Consider the following 15,804-nt stretch of genomic DNA (forward strand, 5'->3'; position numbering starts at 1 on the left):
AATGAGTAAATTGCCGAAATTAGGGAAAATTCATTCGGATTTTTTTAATAAGCACATCTACCATAAGCTTGGAGCATTTGATTCAAGTGTAATTGTTAAACCTTGCTATGGAGTGGACTTCGGGGTAGTTGATTTAGGCAGCAAGGTGATGGTTTTATCAACGGACCCATTTTATATTGCCCGGGATTTAGGCATTGAAAAAGCCGCATGGTTTGCCGTGAATATTATCGCAAGCGATGTTGCGGTTTCCGGAATTGCCCCAAAGTATTTATCTATTGATTTAAATTTACCTCCTGAAATCAGCGAAAAAGAATTAATAAGATTATGGGATGTTGTTGACCGCGAATGCAAAGCCCTTGGCATTAACGTGGTGACGGGCCACACTGCCCGTTACGCAGGATGCAATTATCCAATGGTTGGCGGCGCAACTATGATCGGCATTGATAGTAAAAAGAAACTTATTAAGCCGAAAGCTAAAGTAGGCGATGCGGTTATCGTAACCAAGGGCCCTGCTATTGAAACCACTGGTTTAATGGCAGCATACTTCCCAAAATTTATTGAGAGAAAATTTGGCAAAGTATTCTTAAAGCGCGCTCAGGATGTGTATTATAAAATGTCAGTGGTTAAAGATGCTTTAACTGCTGCTAAAGTCGGCGGAGTAAGTGCTATGCATGATGCAACTGAATGCGGGGTTTTTGGCGGGCTATACGAAATTGCCGTATCAAGCAAAGTAGGTATGCATATTTATTTAGATAAGATGGTTATCTTAGAAGAAGTTGAAAAGACCTGCCAGTGTTTTGGAATTGATCCTTATAAATCAATCAGCGAAGGCACACTTCTTGCTACGGTTAGAAAAGATAAAGCTGCGCAAGTTGTGGATGCATTGGAAGATGAAGGCATTGCCGCAAGCATTGCCGGAGAAGTTGTTTCGCAAAAAGAAGGTTTGTGGGTTTTTGATAAAAATAGGAAATCCAAGTTAGAACATCCCAAAATAGACCCTTTCTGGGCTAAATTTGAGGAATACTTAAAGAAAAATGCGTGAAAGAATCCTGGAATTATTGAGGAAAAAGGACGATTATGTTTCTGGTGACCAAATCAGCCACCGTTTAGGCATCACCCGGCAGGGTTTATGGAAGCATATTCAGGAATTAAAAGAAGTTGGGTATGATATTGTTGCTGTTCCGCATTTGGGCTATCGTTTCCAGTCCGCTCCCGACAGGCTTTTTGATTTTGAAGTAACAAAAGATTTAAATACTAAATTATTAGGCAAGAAAATCCATTATTTTGATAGCGTTGATTCAACGATGAATGTTGCGATGCAGCTTGGGCTTAAGGGTGCGCAAGAGGGGACAATAGTATTAGCGGAAACCCAAGTTAAAGGAAAAGGCAGGCAAGGGAGGATTTGGTCTTCTCCTAAATATAAGGGGATATATCTGTCATTAATATTGCGGCCCAAATTACTGCCAACACAAGCTTCTATATTGACTTTTGTAAGTGCGGTGGGGATTTGTGAGGGAATAAAAGAGGCGACAGGCATAGACGTGCAGATAAAGTGGCCCAACGACATCTTTTTACAAAATAAGAAATTAGGCGGGCTTCTTACTGAGCTCGACGCCGAAACAGATAAAATAAATTTTCTGGTTGTTGGAATGGGTTTAAACGTGAATAATGACAAGAAATCTTTAATAGCGCAGGCAATATCGCTTAAAGAATTTAGGAAGGAACAGGTCAACCGTGTAGTTTTATTGCAGGAAATATTACGTAAAATAGAATCAAATTACCTTGCTTTCCAATTAAAGGGCGCGCATTTTATTACAGAAAAATGGCGCCAGCATAGTATTACTTTAGGCAAGAGGGTAAAGGTTTACTGCCAGAAGGAGCATATTGAAGGAGAGGCGGTTGATATTGATGTTGACGGAGGCCTTCTGGTTAGAAATGATACCGGGTTTACTCAGAAGGTTATGGCAGGAGATGTAGTACACTGCAGGTAATGTAAACTAATATTATCAATCTGGTTGACAATTGCCCCCGTATTATTATAATAATACGGGGGTTTTATTTTTAATCCAAATGTCAATCATACTGAATCTATTTATTGTTTTTATTGCTTTCTCCTCCTGTTTTGCACAAGAGGAGTGTTCTCTTGAGAAAATTGTTGTCCGGCAGGAAAGAGGGTATAGTGATAACTTAAGTTCCCAAGAGATAAGAGAGTTCCAGCCCGATTATTTAACCAATCCATTAAATTTAGTTACTGGCCTTGATGTGCGCAGCAGAGCAGGTTTTGGTATCCAGGGGGATCTTTCTCTGAGAGGTTCTACCTACGAACAGGTAGCTGTTGCAATTGACGGAATAAATGTAATGGACCCTCAAACAGGGCATTACAATCTAGATTTGCCTCTTACAATTTTTGATCTTGAAAAAATTGATATAAAAAAATCAGGGGACTCTTCATTCTATGGCGCAGGAGCACTTGCAGGGAGTGCCAATTTTATTACAAAAAAAGTAGTAAAGAAAGAACTAAACTTAAATACCGAGTTTGGAGAAAACGCGCTTTTTGGGCAAACCTTTTCTTTTAGCCTTCCTTCTGATACTATCTCAAGCCGGGTTTCTTTTGACCATGTTGTATCCAAAGCTGCACGGCCGAATACCGATTTTGAATACAAAACAGCTTCTTTTTATTTAGAAAGAGATTTTAAAACAGCGCGCCTGGATACGTTATTTGGTTATCAAAAGAAAGATTATGGAGCTGCAAATTTCTACTCTAATCTTTTCCCCGAAGAAGAAGAGCATACCGAAACAATATTTGTAAAAACCGGTTATAATCAGGATTTTGGTTTGGGAGAATTAAATAACAATGTTTTCTTAAAAAAGCACCGCGATAAATTTATACTGCAAAGAAATAACCCGCAGTCTGTTAATTATCATACGACTTATGTTTATGGCATGCATTCGGATTACGCCCTGCCAATAAAATTCGGCGAGTTTTCTGTAGGAGCTGGCCTCGGAGAAGACCAGATAAATTCTTCAAATTTAGGAAAACATTCAAGGTTGCATGAATCTTTTAACATCGGAGCCAATGTTTTCCCGAAAGGTAGATTATCTGGCGAGGCCCGGCTAAGGATGGATTATTATCAAGATTGGTCTTGGCAGGAATCCTTTAACTTTAATTCCAGTTATGATTTAATCGGTAATTTCCTTAAATTAAAGGCGGCCTTCTCCCGGGCATTTCGCATCCCGACCTTTACGGAATTATACTATTCAGATGCGGCAAATAAAGGAAACTCTGACTTAAAAATTGAAAGGTCGGATAATTTTACTCTAGGCGTAGATTCTTCTTACAAACAGGTAAGCTTAGGGATAGAAGCTTTCTTAAGGCGTGGCTTTAATCTTATTGATTGGACTCGTAAGACTAATCAAGTCCCCTGGCAGGCGAAGAATCTGGGAAGAATAGACTATAAAGGATTAACATTTAACTCAATATTATATGCTAACTGGGATAACAGGGCTTTTAAAATAAAAGAGTTAAAATTTTCATATAATTATAACTATGCTGATAAAAAAGAGGAAGGACTGCTGTCCAAATATGCGCTTGATATCTTAAAGCACCAGTTTCTTTGCGGTATAGATACGCAAGTTCTTGGTTTGACTGTTAACTGGCAACTTGCATATAACCAAAGGTATTTTGGGCCGAGTTATTTTCTGGGTAATTTTTATATGAGTAAGAAATTTTACAATAAATCATTAAGTATTGAGCCTTTTGTAAAGATAGATAACTTTACTGATGTTAAATATTGCGAAGTTCAAGATGTGCTTATGCCGGGTAGGTGGATTAAATCTGGTTTAAAATTTGAGTGGTAATAGTGGCGCTTCCTGCCGCCGAGTCACCCGCTCAATTAGAATTCAAGTAATTTTCGTTATATTCTAGAAATAAAACCATTTCCTATTTACTCTTTCTTCTACTATAATAATTAAAAACAACATAGTTAATCTTTACAGAAGGGAGAGAAATGTTTATTCATTCAGTTTTATTTGAGATTCAGCCTAAAGAGGTCAAAAAATACCGTAAAGATAGCTTAATGTGGGCAAGTTACACTAAAAAAGCAAAAGGTTTCATTGCTTACTATACAATGAAGCGTTATGGTTACTTAAATCAATACGCTTCTGTTTATGAGTGGGAGAAAAAACAAAATCATGACAGCTTTATGAAGAAATTCCATGATTATCTGGTATCTAAGTCTAAAGCAAAGGTTAAAGTCTTAGGCTACTATAACCTTAAGGCAATTGACAAGGATAGAAAGTAGCTTTTCATTCTCCAAAGAATCAGCTTTTTTTGTTGAAATTCACAGGATTTTATAATATAATACCTTTAATTAAGCGAGGAGGCTAAAATGAAAGCATTGGCAAATATCTTTGTGGCAATTGGTTTGGTTCTTACGATTATTGCTATAGCTGGAAGGATCAGCGGGCAACCGGGGATAATTAAAGGCTATAAGGTGATGAGTATACTATTGGTAGCTAATACCTGTTTTTTAATCGCATTGGTTTCTAAAGTATTTAGTTCCTGTAAAAAATAAGCTAAAAATATAGTTTTTTAAAAAAGAACAGAGGGGACAACTCTTAATTAGCTGTCCCCTTTTCTATTATAGAATATATGTTTACAAGAAAAAAACTGGTAAGAGTAGTAGTGGCAATGAGCGGAGGAGTGGATTCTTCGGTAGCCGCAGCCCTCTTAAAACAAAAAGGCTATGAAGTCATTGGGATTACTATGTGCTTTAACCTTATTGATTCTCTTGGGAAGAAGCCAAATTGTTGTGGCCTGCAGGGAATAGAAGATGCAAGAAGAGTTGCTCACAAATTAGGTATTAAACATTATGTAGTTAATATGCAAAAAACTTTACAGGATAAAGTTATTAAAGATTTCTGTACGGAATATGCAAGCGCAAGGACTCCGAATCCTTGCGTAAGGTGTAATCAGTATGTAAAATTTGGTGCATTGTTGGATAAAGCACTTTCTCTTGATGCTAAGTATCTTGCAACCGGGCATTTCGCGTCCATAGGAAAGCTTTATCCAGGTAAGAAAAATCCAGCCGCGTTCGTTCTTAAGAAAGCAAAGGATAAGAAGAAGGATCAGTCTTATTTTTTATACCGCCTTAATCAAAGACAGCTTAAACATATTATCTTTCCTTTGGAGAAATTTACTAAACAAGAAGTGCGAAATATCGCCCGGGATTTTAACTTGCCTGTTGCAGATAAGAAAGAAAGCCAGGAGATATGTTTTGTCCCCGGGATGGATTACAGGGCATTTTTGAAGAAAAACTTTTCATCAAAAAGTAACGAGTTCAAATGCGCAGAGATTGTAGATAAGAATAACAAGGTTGTAGGAGAACATAAGGGCATAGCATTTTATACAATCGGGCAAAGAGAGGGGATAGGAGTTGCGTTGGGCTATCCTGCTTATGTTACAGAAATCAATAAATTTAGCAATCGCATTACTTTAGGGCCTAAAGAGGATTGTTTAAGAAAAGAGTTTTTAGTTAATGATCTTCATTTTGCTTTTAAGCCCATAAAAAATGAAATTGTGTTAAAGGTAAAGATACGATATAATCATAAAGAAGCTGCTGCTTTAATCAAGCCCTATTCTGGCAAACTCAAGGTTTGTTTTAAGAAAGCTCAATTCGCTATCACCCCGGGTCAATCTGCTGTGTTTTATAATCGGGATAAAGTTATCGGCGGCGGGATAATTGATGAGGTATTATAAAAATCATGATAAAACCATTAAAAGATGTAGAGAATAAAATTAAAGAACTTAAAAAGAAACGGGATGCGGTAATCCTAGCGCATAATTATCAACTCCCGGAAGTCCAGGATATTGCTGATTATCACGGGGACTCGCTTGAGCTTTCCCGTTTGGCTGCAAAAACCGATGCTAAGGTTATTGTTTTCTGCGGGGTGTATTTTATGGCTGAAACAGCCTCAATTATTTGCCCTGAAAAGAAAATAATTGTTCCGGATCATCTCGCAGGTTGCCCGATGGCAAATATGATTAAAGCAAAAGACGTCGTGGAATTGCGTTTAAAACATCCCGATGCCGCTGTCGTCGGGTATGTAAACACTCCGGCAGAAGTGAAAGCGGAATTAGATTATTGCTGTACTTCAACAAATGCCGTAGCAGTCGTTAACGCGCTTAAAGACAGAAAAGAAATCATTTTCGTCCCAGATAAATATTTAGCGGACTACGTTTCAAAGAAAACCGGAAGAAAGCTGATTTCTTGGAATGGATTTTGTCCGACTCATGTAAAGATATTGCCGGAAGATATTAAGCGGGAGAAGAAGTTTCATCCCAAAGCCAAAGTCGTTGCGCATCCGGAATGTTTGCCTTCTGTCTTAGCATTAGCTGACGAAGTGATTTCTACGAGTGCAATGTGTAAATTTGCCAAAGAAACCACAGCCAAAGAAATTATTGTTGCAACAGAGGTAGGGCTTATTTACCGGTTAAAGAAAGATAATCCGGATAAAGAATTTTACCCAGCTTCCGAAGCGGCAGTTTGCCCGAATATGAAACGCACGACTCAGGAAAAAGTGCTTTGGGCGTTAGAGGAGTTAAAAGAAGAAGTCAGAGTAACGAATGACGTCCGTAAGCGTGCAAAGAAAGCAATTGATGCGATGCTAAGCATTATTTAACATGAATATCCCGGTTGTGTATGAAGACGACTGGCTTTTGGTTGTAGATAAGCCGGCGGGCTTACTTACAATACCTACGCCTAAAAATGAATCCCGTACATTGACAAGTATTTTAAATGATGATTTGGAGGCGCGGCATTTAACTTATCGCCTTCATCCCTGCCATCGCCTTGACAGGGATACTTCTGGATTAATTATTTATGCTAAAGGTAAATCTTTTGAGAAGAAAATGGCGGAATTGTTCCGCCTTAGGAAGATAAAAAAGACTTATATCGCTTTTGTGCAGGGGAATCTTAAACAGCCCGTTGGCCGGATAAATAGCCCGATAGAAGGATTAACTTCCGAGACCAAGTATAAAGTTATTGAAAAAAGAAAAATTTTTGATATTGTAGAAGTTCACCCTTTGACAGGAAGGACTAACCAGATCAGGATCCATTTTAAGAATTTGGGGCATCCTATTTTAGGGGATACAAAATTTGCCTTCCGCAGGGACTTTTTATTAAAGTCAAAAAGATTGTGTTTACACGCAGAGAGGTTAGAGTTTGTTCATCCGGAAACTAATAGGCCGGTAATCCTAAAGTCTGCTTTACCCAAAGAATTAAAAGATTTTTTAATTAAGAATTCTTAATTAAGGATATGGAAAAATATATTATTCTAGGGATTGTCCAGGGTTTAACCGAGTTTTTCCCTGTCAGTAGTTCAGCCCATCTTGTGATCCTGCAAAAGATATTCTGCATAAATGGGAAAGACGTGGTTTTACCGGTTGTCCTGCATCTGGGGACGGCTTTATCTTTAATTATTTTCTTTTTTAAAGATTTAGTCGGTTTATTTAAGAATCTAAAACTTCTTTATTTTATTCTTATCGTAAGTTTAATTACCGGTGTCATTGGTTTCTTGGGAAAAGATTTTTTTGAAAGCCTTTTTAGCTCGGTAAAGTTTGTTGCAGTTGCACTGGTAATAACCTCAGTAGTATTATTCTTAACTAAGAAGTTTATGGATGGTAAAAGGCAAAGCGCTAATCTAAAAGATGCTTTGATTCTAGGTTTTACCCAGGCGATAGCAATTGTGCCCGGGATTTCCCGCTCAGGCATTACTGTTTCAACACTTTTATTCCGAGGTATAAAAAGAGAAGAGGCTTTTAAATTATCTTTTATTGTTTCTATCCCGGTAATTTTGGGTGCTGCACTTTTGGAATTTAAGAAAATAGGTTTGGAGCTTAAGGCAGATTTTTTTAATCTATCCGTTGGCTTTATTTCTAGCTTTATCGCGGGCTTACTTTCTCTTTGGCTGTTAAGATTATTGATTGCCAAGGCGAAATTGTATTATTTTGGTTATTATTGTATAATTGTTGCTATCATTACACTAATATTTATAAAATGAGTATAATTGTCTTAGGAACTGTAGCTTTAGATACTGTTAAAACGCCTTTTGGCATAAGAGAACATATGCTGGGAGGTTCTGCTGTGCATTTTTCAATGTCTGCAAGGCTTTTTACGGATGTAAATTTAGTTGCGATTATTGGGAAAGATTTTCCTAAGAAGCACATTGATTTTCTGCGCAATAAAGGCATTATCCTTTCTTCTTTAATTAAAGATTCAGGGAAAACTTTCCGTTGGGAAGGGGAATATAAAGGAGATTTAAATACAGCGCTTACTTTGGATACTCAATTAGGCGTTCTTTCTGTATTTAGGCCGAGTGTTTCTAATGAACAAAAAAGGATTAAGAATATATTTCTTGCAAATGTCGATCCAGATATACAAAGGCATTTGTTAAAGAGTATGCATTGCCCTGAATTTGTCGGCCTTGATAGTATGAATTTCTGGATTAACAATAAACGCGCCTCTCTTTTAAAATTGCTTAAAGAAGTGGATATCTATGTTGCCAATGACCAGGAAGCAAGGGCGCTTTCCGGGGAAAGTAATTTAATCCGCGCAGCAAAAACATTAGTTTCATATGGCCCAAAGATGGTTTTGATAAAAAAGGGCGAACACGGGCTTCTTTTTTATAGTAAAGAATTCCTTTTTTTGCTTCCCGCGTTCCCTACGGACAAAGTGATTGATCCTACCGGGGCAGGGGATACTTTTGCCGGAGGATTTATGGGGTATCTGGCAAAGGCGAGAAAGATAAATCACCTTAATATTAAAAATGCTCTTGCCTATGGGACAGTTGCCGCGTCTTTTAATGTGGAAGGCTTTGGCGTTGAAAAAACCAGCAAACTTAAAGTAACTGATTTAAACAAGAGGTTAAAGCAGCTTAGGAACCACGTTATATTTTAAGGAATTTAAAGCTATGAAAGAGCTAACAGACTTTAAAGAATTAAAGAAAATTAAAAACCTTAATGAAGAATTCTTTAGCTTCATCAAAAGTTACGGAGTTATTGGCGTAGCCGTTGGTATTGTAATGGGCCAGGCAGTGGCAAAGGTTATTAATGTTATCGTTGAAGCTTTGGTTATGCCAATATTAGAAGTTATCCTACCCGGGTCTAAATGGCAAGAGGCTGTTTTTCATTTGGGAAGAGTAAATATTAAGATTGGTTTAGTAATTGCTGCTTTTATTGATTTCTTGGCGATATCTTTGGTTATGTTTTTTGTGGTTAGGTATATTTTAAAAGTTGAGCATCATAAGGAATAAAAGAGAGGCTTAAATGTTAGAAGAAAAAATCCTGAATGATTACAAGGAAGCAATGAAGAGCAGGGATACTATTAAAAGCTCAGTCTTAAATTTCTTACGCGCAGACTTAAAATACGCAGCTCTTAATAAAAAGAAAGATACTCTGGAAGATGCGGATGTGGTCACGGTATTAAAAAAACACATTAAACAGCACCAGGATTCTATTGAACAGTTTAAGAATGGGAATCGTCTTGATTTGGCGGATAAGGAAGCAAAGGAGTTGGAGGTTTTAAAAACATATCTTCCTCCTGAATTATCAGCTGATGAGATTAAAAAGGTTATTGAGGAAGTAGTAGCTGCTGTTGCTCCCTCTGGCATGAAGGATATGGGTAAGGTGATGAAAGAAGTAAACGCTAAGGTTGCGGGTAAAGCCGATGGAAAATTAGTCAGTGATTTGGTAAGGGAAAGATTATCAAAATAAATGAAAATGGAAACATATTTTTTAAGCAATGAGGATATTTTAAAATTCTACGATAGGATTGTCAAGGATTACCAGCTTTATGTTCCTGTCAAAACAAAAACTCCTATTAAGATAGCCTGCGATTATGGGTTTAGCCTGCCAACAGACGATTATATCTTAAAAGAATATTCTGCCGTAAATAAAGAAGAGATTGTATTTAACGAATATCGTCCGATTGAGCCGGTTCGTACTTTCTTCAATCAATATAAAGAAGAAGTCGGTGAATACTTTGCACAGGAAACTATTGAAAAAGATAAGAAAGAAAAGCCGGTTGCTATTTCCGGTATAAAAAATTGCGATATTTTTTCTTTAAAAATACAGGATTTCGTGTTTTTAGGAAAAGATGATGACATCGTTGACCCATTTTATAAAAAAAGAAGGCAAGACGCTTTGATAATTTCCGGGGATTGCCCGGGTTTTAAAGAAGCTTGTTTCTGCCGGGCATTTGATATAAATCCTTATTGTGAACAAGGTTTTGATTTTAATCTATCAGTACTTAACAATGGGTATCTGGTTGATGTGAATTCTAAAAAAGCAAATTTGATAGCCGGTTCAATCAGAGATTTGCTTACTCCGGCTACTTTGGGGCAATTATCCGGCAGGTCCGCTAAAAGAGATGCTGTAATACGAAAACTAGATGAGCATTTAAGCCATCACAAGATACCCAAGAAGGAAGTTTTGCAGGAAATAGTAAAGGCAGGGCATAATTCGCAAATTTGGCATGAACAGATGCGGACTTGTGTTGAGTGCGGAGGATGTATTTTTATGTGCGACACCTGCCATTGTTTCTTGCTTTCTGATGAAATATCCGGGAATAACTCAAAAAGGCTGCGTGTTTGGGATGGATGTTTACTTAAGAATTTTACCCGTGTTGCGGGAGGGGGGAACGCTTTAAAGATGCGCTATATGAGGTTGCGCAACCGGTATATTAAGAAATTTGATTTTTTTATTGATAACATTGGTTTTCAGGCTTGTTGTGGCTGTGGCAGGTGCATTGATGTCTGCCCGGGGCGCATTGATATTAGGAATATCTTAAGAAGGCTATATGATGAAAAATATCTACCAGCCAGTTGAGGCTGTAATTGAAAATATAATTCAGGAAACCTCTGCTATAAAGACTTTTACTTTAAAGCCGAAAACAGATTTTTCATTTGTGACGGGGCAATTTATTGAATTAACCGTTCCCGGCTTAGGAGAAGCGCCCTTTACTCCGTCGTCTGACCCCGGAATTAAAGAAAGAATGGATGTTACCATAATGAAGACTGGGGCAGTTACTTCAAAACTACACGAGATGCAAAAAGGGCAGGTGGTTGGCATTCGCGGGCCATTCGGAAAAGGGTATCCTTTGCATAAATTTAAAGGTAAGGATCTTTTAATTGTCGGAGGTGGCGTAGGCCTTGCCCCTTTGCGTTCATTGTTATTTAGTTTATTTTCAACTATTGATAATTATAATAAAGTATTGCTGCGTTATGGATCTCGGACCGCCAATGATATTGTTTACAAAGGCTCAATTGGGGAGTGGGCAAAAAGGGATAAGTTTGATATTGTTACTAGTGTTGATATAGGTGACCCCAGCTGGCAGGGGAATGTGGGTTTGGTTACCACTATATTAAAAGATATGCCTATAGATTTAAATAATGCTTCGGCGATTGTCTGCGGCCCGCCGATTATGATGAAATTCGTAACTTTAAAATTATTGGATTTAGGCTTTAAACCAAAAGATATCTATTTATCAATGGAAAAAAGCATGTCTTGCGGCCTTGGTAAATGCGGCCACTGCCGTTTGGGAAAGTTTTATATTTGTAAAGACGGCCCGGTATTTACATACGAGGAATTAAAAGATATACACGATATTTGGGATTAAAAAAAGATGAAACGGTTATTCATTGATCTGGATATTTGCAATAAATGCGAGGAATGCAAGATTGTTTGCGAATATTTTTATCATTCGCAAAATAACGGGGTTACTTCGTTAAGAGAGTACGCTACCTTTGCTACTATCTGCCGGCATTGCGAACAGGCTCCTTGTGTAAATTCATGCTATCATAATGCGCTGGAAAGAGCCAGTGACGGACACATTAAGCGTTACAAGATGCGTTGCACGAGTTGCAAGTCTTGTTCTGTGGCATGCCCTTTTGGGATAATATTTCAGGATTTTATTCCTTATCTTGATTCTAAATGCGATTATTGTATTGGCACCTCAAAAGAACTGCCAGTTTGCGTCAAGAGTTGCCCTCAACACGCTATAGAAATAAAAGAAATAGCAGAGGAAGATTTAGAAAAAAATATATATTTGGTTGGTGAACATTTGGCTGTGCATACCTTGAAATGGTCCAGAGAGGATGTTCAGCCTCCTAAGAAGAAATAGAAATTGATATGAAATTATTATTTAGTTACTTAATCTTTCCGGGTTTTCTGTTTAGCGCCATCGTTGGTTTAATGTCAGGTTGGTTTGATAGAAAATTGTCTGCCCGGTTGCAATGGCGTGTTGGCCCTCCATGGCACCAGAATTTTACCGATTTAATAAAATTATTAGGCAAAGAAACCATTGTCCCTGTCGGTGCAAAATTTACATTTCTTTTGTCTCCCTATCTTGGTTTATTGAGCGTTGTTTTGGTAGCAGGTATGTTGGGAACTAATATTTTATTCCCGTCTACAAGTTTTTCCGGAGACCTTATTGTTATTTTATATCTTCTTTTTATGCCGGCAATTGCCCTGATCTTAGGGGCTTCAGCTTCAAGGAATCCGCTTGCTTCTGTCGGGGCTTCAAGAGAAATGAAACTTCTTATCGCGTATGAACTTCCTTTTATTCTGTCAATTATCGCAATTATTATTAAAAGCCATGGTTCAATACAAATAGGAGGCATTCTCTCTGAGCAATTAAGTTTTGGCTCAAACATAATGTCTTTTTCAGGTTTAATCGCTTTTGTTAATGCGTTATTTTGCATGCAGGCTAAATTAGGCATAGCCCCTTTTGAAATATCTGAGGCTGAGCAAGAAATTATGGCAGGAGTTTTAATTGAATATTCCGGGCTTCCTCTTGCGGTCTTTAAATTGACTAAAGCGCTGATGCTTTATACTCTGCCGCTTTTGCTAATTGTTTTGTTTTTAGGAAAAGATTTAAGCCCTTTGTTTATTATTCCTAAATTTATCGGCATATTAATATTTATTATTTTAGTTAAGAATACCAATCCGCGGTTACGTATTGATCAGGCGTTAAAATTCTTCTGGAGAATACCATTGGCCTTGGCAATTTTGGCGGTGGTGTTAGCATTATTGGGGTTATAATTATATGGATTTAAGAACAAAAGCTTTAACAAAATCTATCTGGGTGTTTCATGTGAGCGCAGGCTCTTGTAATAACTGCGACATAGAAATATTGGATTGTTTTACACCGCGTTTTGATATTGAGCGTTTTGGGATACAGCTCATTGGTTCAGTAAGGCATGCGGATGCTATTTTGATTACAGGAGCCATGAATAGAAAGTCGGTAAAAAGGATGAAGAAAATCTATGAACAGGCGCCAAAACCGTGTGTTGTCGTTGCGGTTGGCCAATGCGCATTAAGCAGGCATATGTTCAGGTTTAGCTATAACGTAGATGAACCATTGGATAAAATCTTGCCGGTTGACCTTTACATCCCGGGTTGCCCTCCTAAGCCAGAGGCTATGATTTCCGGTATAGTAAAACTGGTCAATAAGATGAGAAAGAGAAAATAACTATGGAAATGAAAGATAGGATTAAAGAAGGATTAGGCGGCAAAATCGTCAATTGGGAAGAGAAGAGGCCTCATAGGATTTATTTTGAGGTGAAAAAAGAGGATATTTTTGAGACGGTTAAATTTTTGTTCAAAAATCTGGGGTTAAGGTTTTCCATCGCAACCGGAATGGATAATCCTGATAATTTTGAGATGCTATATCATTTTAGTTTTGATAAAACCGGGGAATTCTATTCTGTGCGTGTTTTTATCAATGACAAAGAGAAGGCTCAAATTGATTCAATTACTCCGATATTTATCGGAGCGGAATGGATTGAACGTGAAATCTGGGAGATGCTTGGAATAAACTTTGTAGGGCACCCTAATTTAAAGAAACTGCTTCTTGATGATGATTGGCCGCAAGGCGATTATCCGTTAAGAAAAGATAATAAAAAAGGTTAAATATGTCGCATAAAATCATCGTTCCTATCGGACCATATCATCCTCTTCAAGAGGAACCTGAATTTTTCCAACTCTTTGTTGAAGGTGAAAAAGTTGTAGATATTGAAATTGTCATCGGATATAACCATAGAGGAATTGAGAAACTTGCGGAGTCAAAGCATCTTGACCAAGTTCCTTTTCTTGTAGAGCGTATCTGCGGGATATGTTCTTCAAGCCATCCCTATGCATATGTTTTGGCTGTTGAGGATATCTTAGGCGGTGAGCAGAGTATTGTTCCGGAAAGAGCTCTTTATATCCGCACGATAATTGATGAGCTCCAGAGGATCCATAGCCATTTGTTATGGTTAGGTTTAGCAGGGCACTTCATTGGTTATAATACAGTCTGGATGTGGGCTTGGAAATACAGAGAGCCGGTTCTGGATATGTTTGAGATGGTCACTGGTAACCGTCAAAATTACGCAATGTTTAAGGTAGGAGGTGTGCGCAGGGATATTTTAGATGAGGATATTCCTATCATAAAAAAGACTTTGGATGACTTGCTTCCTGCGATAGATATGTTTAAAGGCGCGGTTTCCGATGATCCTGTAATAAAGGCAAGATTAAAGGGCGCCGGAATTTTAACTAAACAGCAGATTATTGATTGGTGTGTAGTCGGGCCTACGGCTCGCGCCTCTGGTGTAAGTATTGATGTAAGAAGAGATGAACCTTATGGGGTCATTGATAGGGTTGACTGGAATTTGATTGTTGAAAAAGACGGTGATGTATTTGCTAAAACTCTTGTAAGGGTGCTGGAATTGTATGAGTGTGTCAGCATTATCAGGCAATGCCTTGATAAAATGCCCAAGGGGCCAATTGACGCTGATATTAAAGATATTCCTGCCGGAGAAGGTATAGGAAGAGTTGAAGCTCCAAGAGGAGAGTGTTTCCATTATATAAAGACAGATGGGACAAACCGCCCGGTGCGGCTTAAGATACGCGCTCCAAGTTTTATGAATGTGGCATCCAATAAAGTTGGTTGCGTAGGAGGGACAATCTCAGACGCAGCACTTACTCTTGCTGCAGTTGACCCTTGTTATTGCTGTACGGAGCGCACCGCGGTTATTAATAAGATAGATAATAAAAAGTTGATGAATGGTTGGGATCTAATTAAGCTTTCGCAGGAGAAAACCAACAAGATAAAAGAGGATATTTCAAATGGCAGACTTAAATAAGATTAAAGAAAAGATCGCAAAAATGTCGGAAGTCGCCCTTGGGATGTGGAGAACTACTCATCAGGCTTTTATGGAACATGATATGGATTTATTGGAAAAAGTCTTGGAAGATGAAAATAGGCTGAATAATTCTGAGAAGGAAATTGTTTCTGAGTTAGTGGCTTTTGTCAGGGAAACTCAGGATTTAGAAAAGAAGAATCAAGCAGTGTTGTTTACTGATATAGTGGGTGATTTGGAGATGATTGGAGACTATTGTAAAGATATCTTAGAAAGGGTCCAGATAAAAATAGAAGAAAGGTTGCTTTTTAGCGAGGAAGCAGTGGTAGAATACGGGGAACTTTATAAAAAGACGGAAGATGCTCTTGAAGAAATTAACCGCGCGCTGGTTAAAGATTCTTTTTTGGCAGTAGGAGAAGTATTAAAGAAGCAGGAGCATATTGACAGCCTCGTTGATGAATATAGAAAAAAGCATAATGAAAGGATGATTACAGGGTCCTGCAGCCCGATGGCCTGCAATATGTATTTAAATATGCTGGATTTTACAGCGGCGGTTTATTATCACACAAAGAAAATAGCCAAGAATTTATTAAAGATTAAATAATGAACGCATTGATTATTTGCATA

Annotated in this window: 20 protein-coding genes; all 20 read left to right on the forward strand. The window is 37.9% G+C overall.

Annotated elements, in window-relative coordinates; all coding sequences use genetic code 11:
* Position 1 precedes the first annotated feature (1 nt).
* A complete protein-coding gene (locus PHO70_06380) occupies positions 2-1,042 on the forward strand; it encodes an AIR synthase family protein (GenBank protein ID MDD5432591.1) in 1,041 nt (346 codons plus the stop codon).
* Positions 1,035-1,991, forward strand: coding sequence for a biotin--[acetyl-CoA-carboxylase] ligase (locus PHO70_06385; protein ID MDD5432592.1), 957 nt, complete (start codon positions 1,035-1,037; stop codon positions 1,989-1,991). Before PHO70_06380 ends, PHO70_06385 begins: the two co-directional genes overlap by 8 nt.
* A 79-nt stretch (positions 1,992-2,070) precedes the next feature.
* On the forward strand, positions 2,071-3,858 hold the full coding sequence (locus PHO70_06390) for a TonB-dependent receptor (GenBank protein MDD5432593.1): 1,788 nt from the start codon (positions 2,071-2,073) through the stop codon (positions 3,856-3,858).
* A 149-nt stretch (positions 3,859-4,007) separates the two neighbouring features.
* The gene (locus PHO70_06395; protein MDD5432594.1) at positions 4,008-4,301 is read left to right on the forward strand and encodes a hypothetical protein; all 294 of its coding nucleotides are present in this window, start codon (positions 4,008-4,010) and stop codon (positions 4,299-4,301) included.
* Positions 4,302-4,388: 87 nt separating this feature from the next.
* The gene (locus PHO70_06400) at positions 4,389-4,574 is read left to right on the forward strand and encodes a hypothetical protein (protein MDD5432595.1); all 186 of its coding nucleotides are present in this window, start codon (positions 4,389-4,391) and stop codon (positions 4,572-4,574) included.
* A 77-nt stretch (positions 4,575-4,651) separates the two neighbouring features.
* Positions 4,652-5,758 (forward strand): tRNA 2-thiouridine(34) synthase MnmA, encoded by a 1,107-nt coding sequence (gene mnmA, locus PHO70_06405; protein ID MDD5432596.1) that lies wholly within the window; start codon positions 4,652-4,654, stop codon positions 5,756-5,758.
* A 5-nt stretch (positions 5,759-5,763) separates the two neighbouring features.
* On the forward strand, positions 5,764-6,681 hold the full coding sequence (gene nadA / locus PHO70_06410; GenBank protein MDD5432597.1) for a quinolinate synthase NadA: 918 nt from the start codon (positions 5,764-5,766) through the stop codon (positions 6,679-6,681).
* 1 nt (position 6,682) lies between these two features.
* On the forward strand, positions 6,683-7,309 hold the full coding sequence (locus PHO70_06415) for an RluA family pseudouridine synthase (protein MDD5432598.1): 627 nt from the start codon (positions 6,683-6,685) through the stop codon (positions 7,307-7,309).
* Between the two features lie 8 nt (positions 7,310-7,317).
* Positions 7,318-8,061, forward strand: coding sequence for an undecaprenyl-diphosphate phosphatase (locus tag PHO70_06420; GenBank protein ID MDD5432599.1), 744 nt, complete (start codon positions 7,318-7,320; stop codon positions 8,059-8,061).
* Entirely contained in the window at positions 8,058-8,957 is a 900-nt protein-coding gene (locus tag PHO70_06425) for a PfkB family carbohydrate kinase (GenBank protein MDD5432600.1), read from the forward strand. The genes PHO70_06420 and PHO70_06425 overlap by 4 nt, the downstream gene beginning before the upstream one ends.
* Positions 8,958-8,970: 13 nt before the next feature.
* Positions 8,971-9,312 carry an MscL family protein gene (locus PHO70_06430; GenBank protein MDD5432601.1) on the forward strand — a complete coding sequence of 114 codons (342 nt, stop codon included), beginning with the start codon at positions 8,971-8,973 and terminating at the stop codon, positions 9,310-9,312.
* 13 nt (positions 9,313-9,325) lie between these two features.
* Positions 9,326-9,772 carry a GatB/YqeY domain-containing protein gene (locus PHO70_06435; protein MDD5432602.1) on the forward strand — a complete coding sequence of 149 codons (447 nt, stop codon included), beginning with the start codon at positions 9,326-9,328 and terminating at the stop codon, positions 9,770-9,772.
* Positions 9,773-10,885 (forward strand): 4Fe-4S dicluster domain-containing protein, encoded by a 1,113-nt coding sequence (locus PHO70_06440; GenBank protein MDD5432603.1) that lies wholly within the window; start codon positions 9,773-9,775, stop codon positions 10,883-10,885.
* Complete coding sequence (locus tag PHO70_06445; GenBank protein MDD5432604.1) at positions 10,857-11,675, forward strand: FAD/NAD(P)-binding protein; 819 nt, start codon at positions 10,857-10,859, stop codon at positions 11,673-11,675. The genes PHO70_06440 and PHO70_06445 overlap by 29 nt, the downstream gene beginning before the upstream one ends.
* Positions 11,676-11,681: 6 nt before the next feature.
* A complete protein-coding gene (locus PHO70_06450) occupies positions 11,682-12,179 on the forward strand; it encodes a 4Fe-4S binding protein (GenBank protein ID MDD5432605.1) in 498 nt (165 codons plus the stop codon).
* Positions 12,180-12,187: 8 nt separating this feature from the next.
* Positions 12,188-13,099, forward strand: a complete 912-nt coding sequence (locus PHO70_06455) for an NADH-quinone oxidoreductase subunit H (GenBank protein MDD5432606.1) — start codon at positions 12,188-12,190, stop codon at positions 13,097-13,099.
* A gap of 4 nt (positions 13,100-13,103) precedes the next feature.
* Entirely contained in the window at positions 13,104-13,529 is a 426-nt protein-coding gene (gene nuoB, locus PHO70_06460) for an NADH-quinone oxidoreductase subunit NuoB (protein ID MDD5432607.1), read from the forward strand.
* Between the two features lie 2 nt (positions 13,530-13,531).
* A complete protein-coding gene (locus PHO70_06465) occupies positions 13,532-13,969 on the forward strand; it encodes an NADH-quinone oxidoreductase subunit C (protein ID MDD5432608.1) in 438 nt (145 codons plus the stop codon).
* A 2-nt stretch (positions 13,970-13,971) separates the two neighbouring features.
* The gene (locus PHO70_06470; GenBank protein ID MDD5432609.1) at positions 13,972-15,180 is read left to right on the forward strand and encodes a nickel-dependent hydrogenase large subunit; all 1,209 of its coding nucleotides are present in this window, start codon (positions 13,972-13,974) and stop codon (positions 15,178-15,180) included.
* Positions 15,164-15,781 (forward strand): PhoU domain-containing protein, encoded by a 618-nt coding sequence (locus PHO70_06475; protein ID MDD5432610.1) that lies wholly within the window; start codon positions 15,164-15,166, stop codon positions 15,779-15,781. The genes PHO70_06470 and PHO70_06475 overlap by 17 nt, the downstream gene beginning before the upstream one ends.
* Positions 15,782-15,804: the final 23 nt, after the last annotated feature.

The organism is Candidatus Omnitrophota bacterium, from assembly GCA_028715415.1.
Taxonomy (GTDB): Bacteria; Omnitrophota; Gorgyraeia; order Gygaellales; family Profunditerraquicolaceae; genus JAQURX01.

Excerpts from the sequence above, each read along its gene's own strand:
- nadA (MDD5432597.1), top strand. The coding sequence starts at position 5,764 with ATGATAAAACCATTAAAAGATGTAGAGAATAAAATTAAAGAACTTAAA.
- PHO70_06395 (MDD5432594.1), top strand. The coding sequence starts at position 4,008 with ATGTTTATTCATTCAGTTTTATTTGAGATTCAGCCTAAAGAGGTCAAA.
- PHO70_06420 (MDD5432599.1), top strand. The coding sequence starts at position 7,318 with ATGGAAAAATATATTATTCTAGGGATTGTCCAGGGTTTAACCGAGTTT.
- PHO70_06445 (MDD5432604.1), top strand. The coding sequence starts at position 10,857 with ATGATGAAAAATATCTACCAGCCAGTTGAGGCTGTAATTGAAAATATA.
- PHO70_06425 (MDD5432600.1), top strand. The coding sequence starts at position 8,058 with ATGAGTATAATTGTCTTAGGAACTGTAGCTTTAGATACTGTTAAAACG.
- PHO70_06385 (MDD5432592.1), top strand. The coding sequence starts at position 1,035 with ATGCGTGAAAGAATCCTGGAATTATTGAGGAAAAAGGACGATTATGTT.
- PHO70_06430 (MDD5432601.1), top strand. The coding sequence starts at position 8,971 with ATGAAAGAGCTAACAGACTTTAAAGAATTAAAGAAAATTAAAAACCTT.
- PHO70_06415 (MDD5432598.1), top strand. The coding sequence starts at position 6,683 with ATGAATATCCCGGTTGTGTATGAAGACGACTGGCTTTTGGTTGTAGAT.
- PHO70_06435 (MDD5432602.1), top strand. The coding sequence starts at position 9,326 with ATGTTAGAAGAAAAAATCCTGAATGATTACAAGGAAGCAATGAAGAGC.
- PHO70_06470 (MDD5432609.1), top strand. The coding sequence starts at position 13,972 with ATGTCGCATAAAATCATCGTTCCTATCGGACCATATCATCCTCTTCAA.
- PHO70_06465 (MDD5432608.1), top strand. The coding sequence starts at position 13,532 with ATGGAAATGAAAGATAGGATTAAAGAAGGATTAGGCGGCAAAATCGTC.
- PHO70_06380 (MDD5432591.1), top strand. The coding sequence starts at position 2 with ATGAGTAAATTGCCGAAATTAGGGAAAATTCATTCGGATTTTTTTAAT.
- PHO70_06440 (MDD5432603.1), top strand. The coding sequence starts at position 9,773 with ATGAAAATGGAAACATATTTTTTAAGCAATGAGGATATTTTAAAATTC.
- PHO70_06450 (MDD5432605.1), top strand. The coding sequence starts at position 11,682 with ATGAAACGGTTATTCATTGATCTGGATATTTGCAATAAATGCGAGGAA.
- nuoB (MDD5432607.1), top strand. The coding sequence starts at position 13,104 with ATGGATTTAAGAACAAAAGCTTTAACAAAATCTATCTGGGTGTTTCAT.
- PHO70_06455 (MDD5432606.1), top strand. The coding sequence starts at position 12,188 with ATGAAATTATTATTTAGTTACTTAATCTTTCCGGGTTTTCTGTTTAGC.
- PHO70_06390 (MDD5432593.1), top strand. The coding sequence starts at position 2,071 with ATGTCAATCATACTGAATCTATTTATTGTTTTTATTGCTTTCTCCTCC.
- PHO70_06475 (MDD5432610.1), top strand. The coding sequence starts at position 15,164 with ATGGCAGACTTAAATAAGATTAAAGAAAAGATCGCAAAAATGTCGGAA.
- mnmA (MDD5432596.1), top strand. The coding sequence starts at position 4,652 with ATGTTTACAAGAAAAAAACTGGTAAGAGTAGTAGTGGCAATGAGCGGA.
- PHO70_06400 (MDD5432595.1), top strand. The coding sequence starts at position 4,389 with ATGAAAGCATTGGCAAATATCTTTGTGGCAATTGGTTTGGTTCTTACG.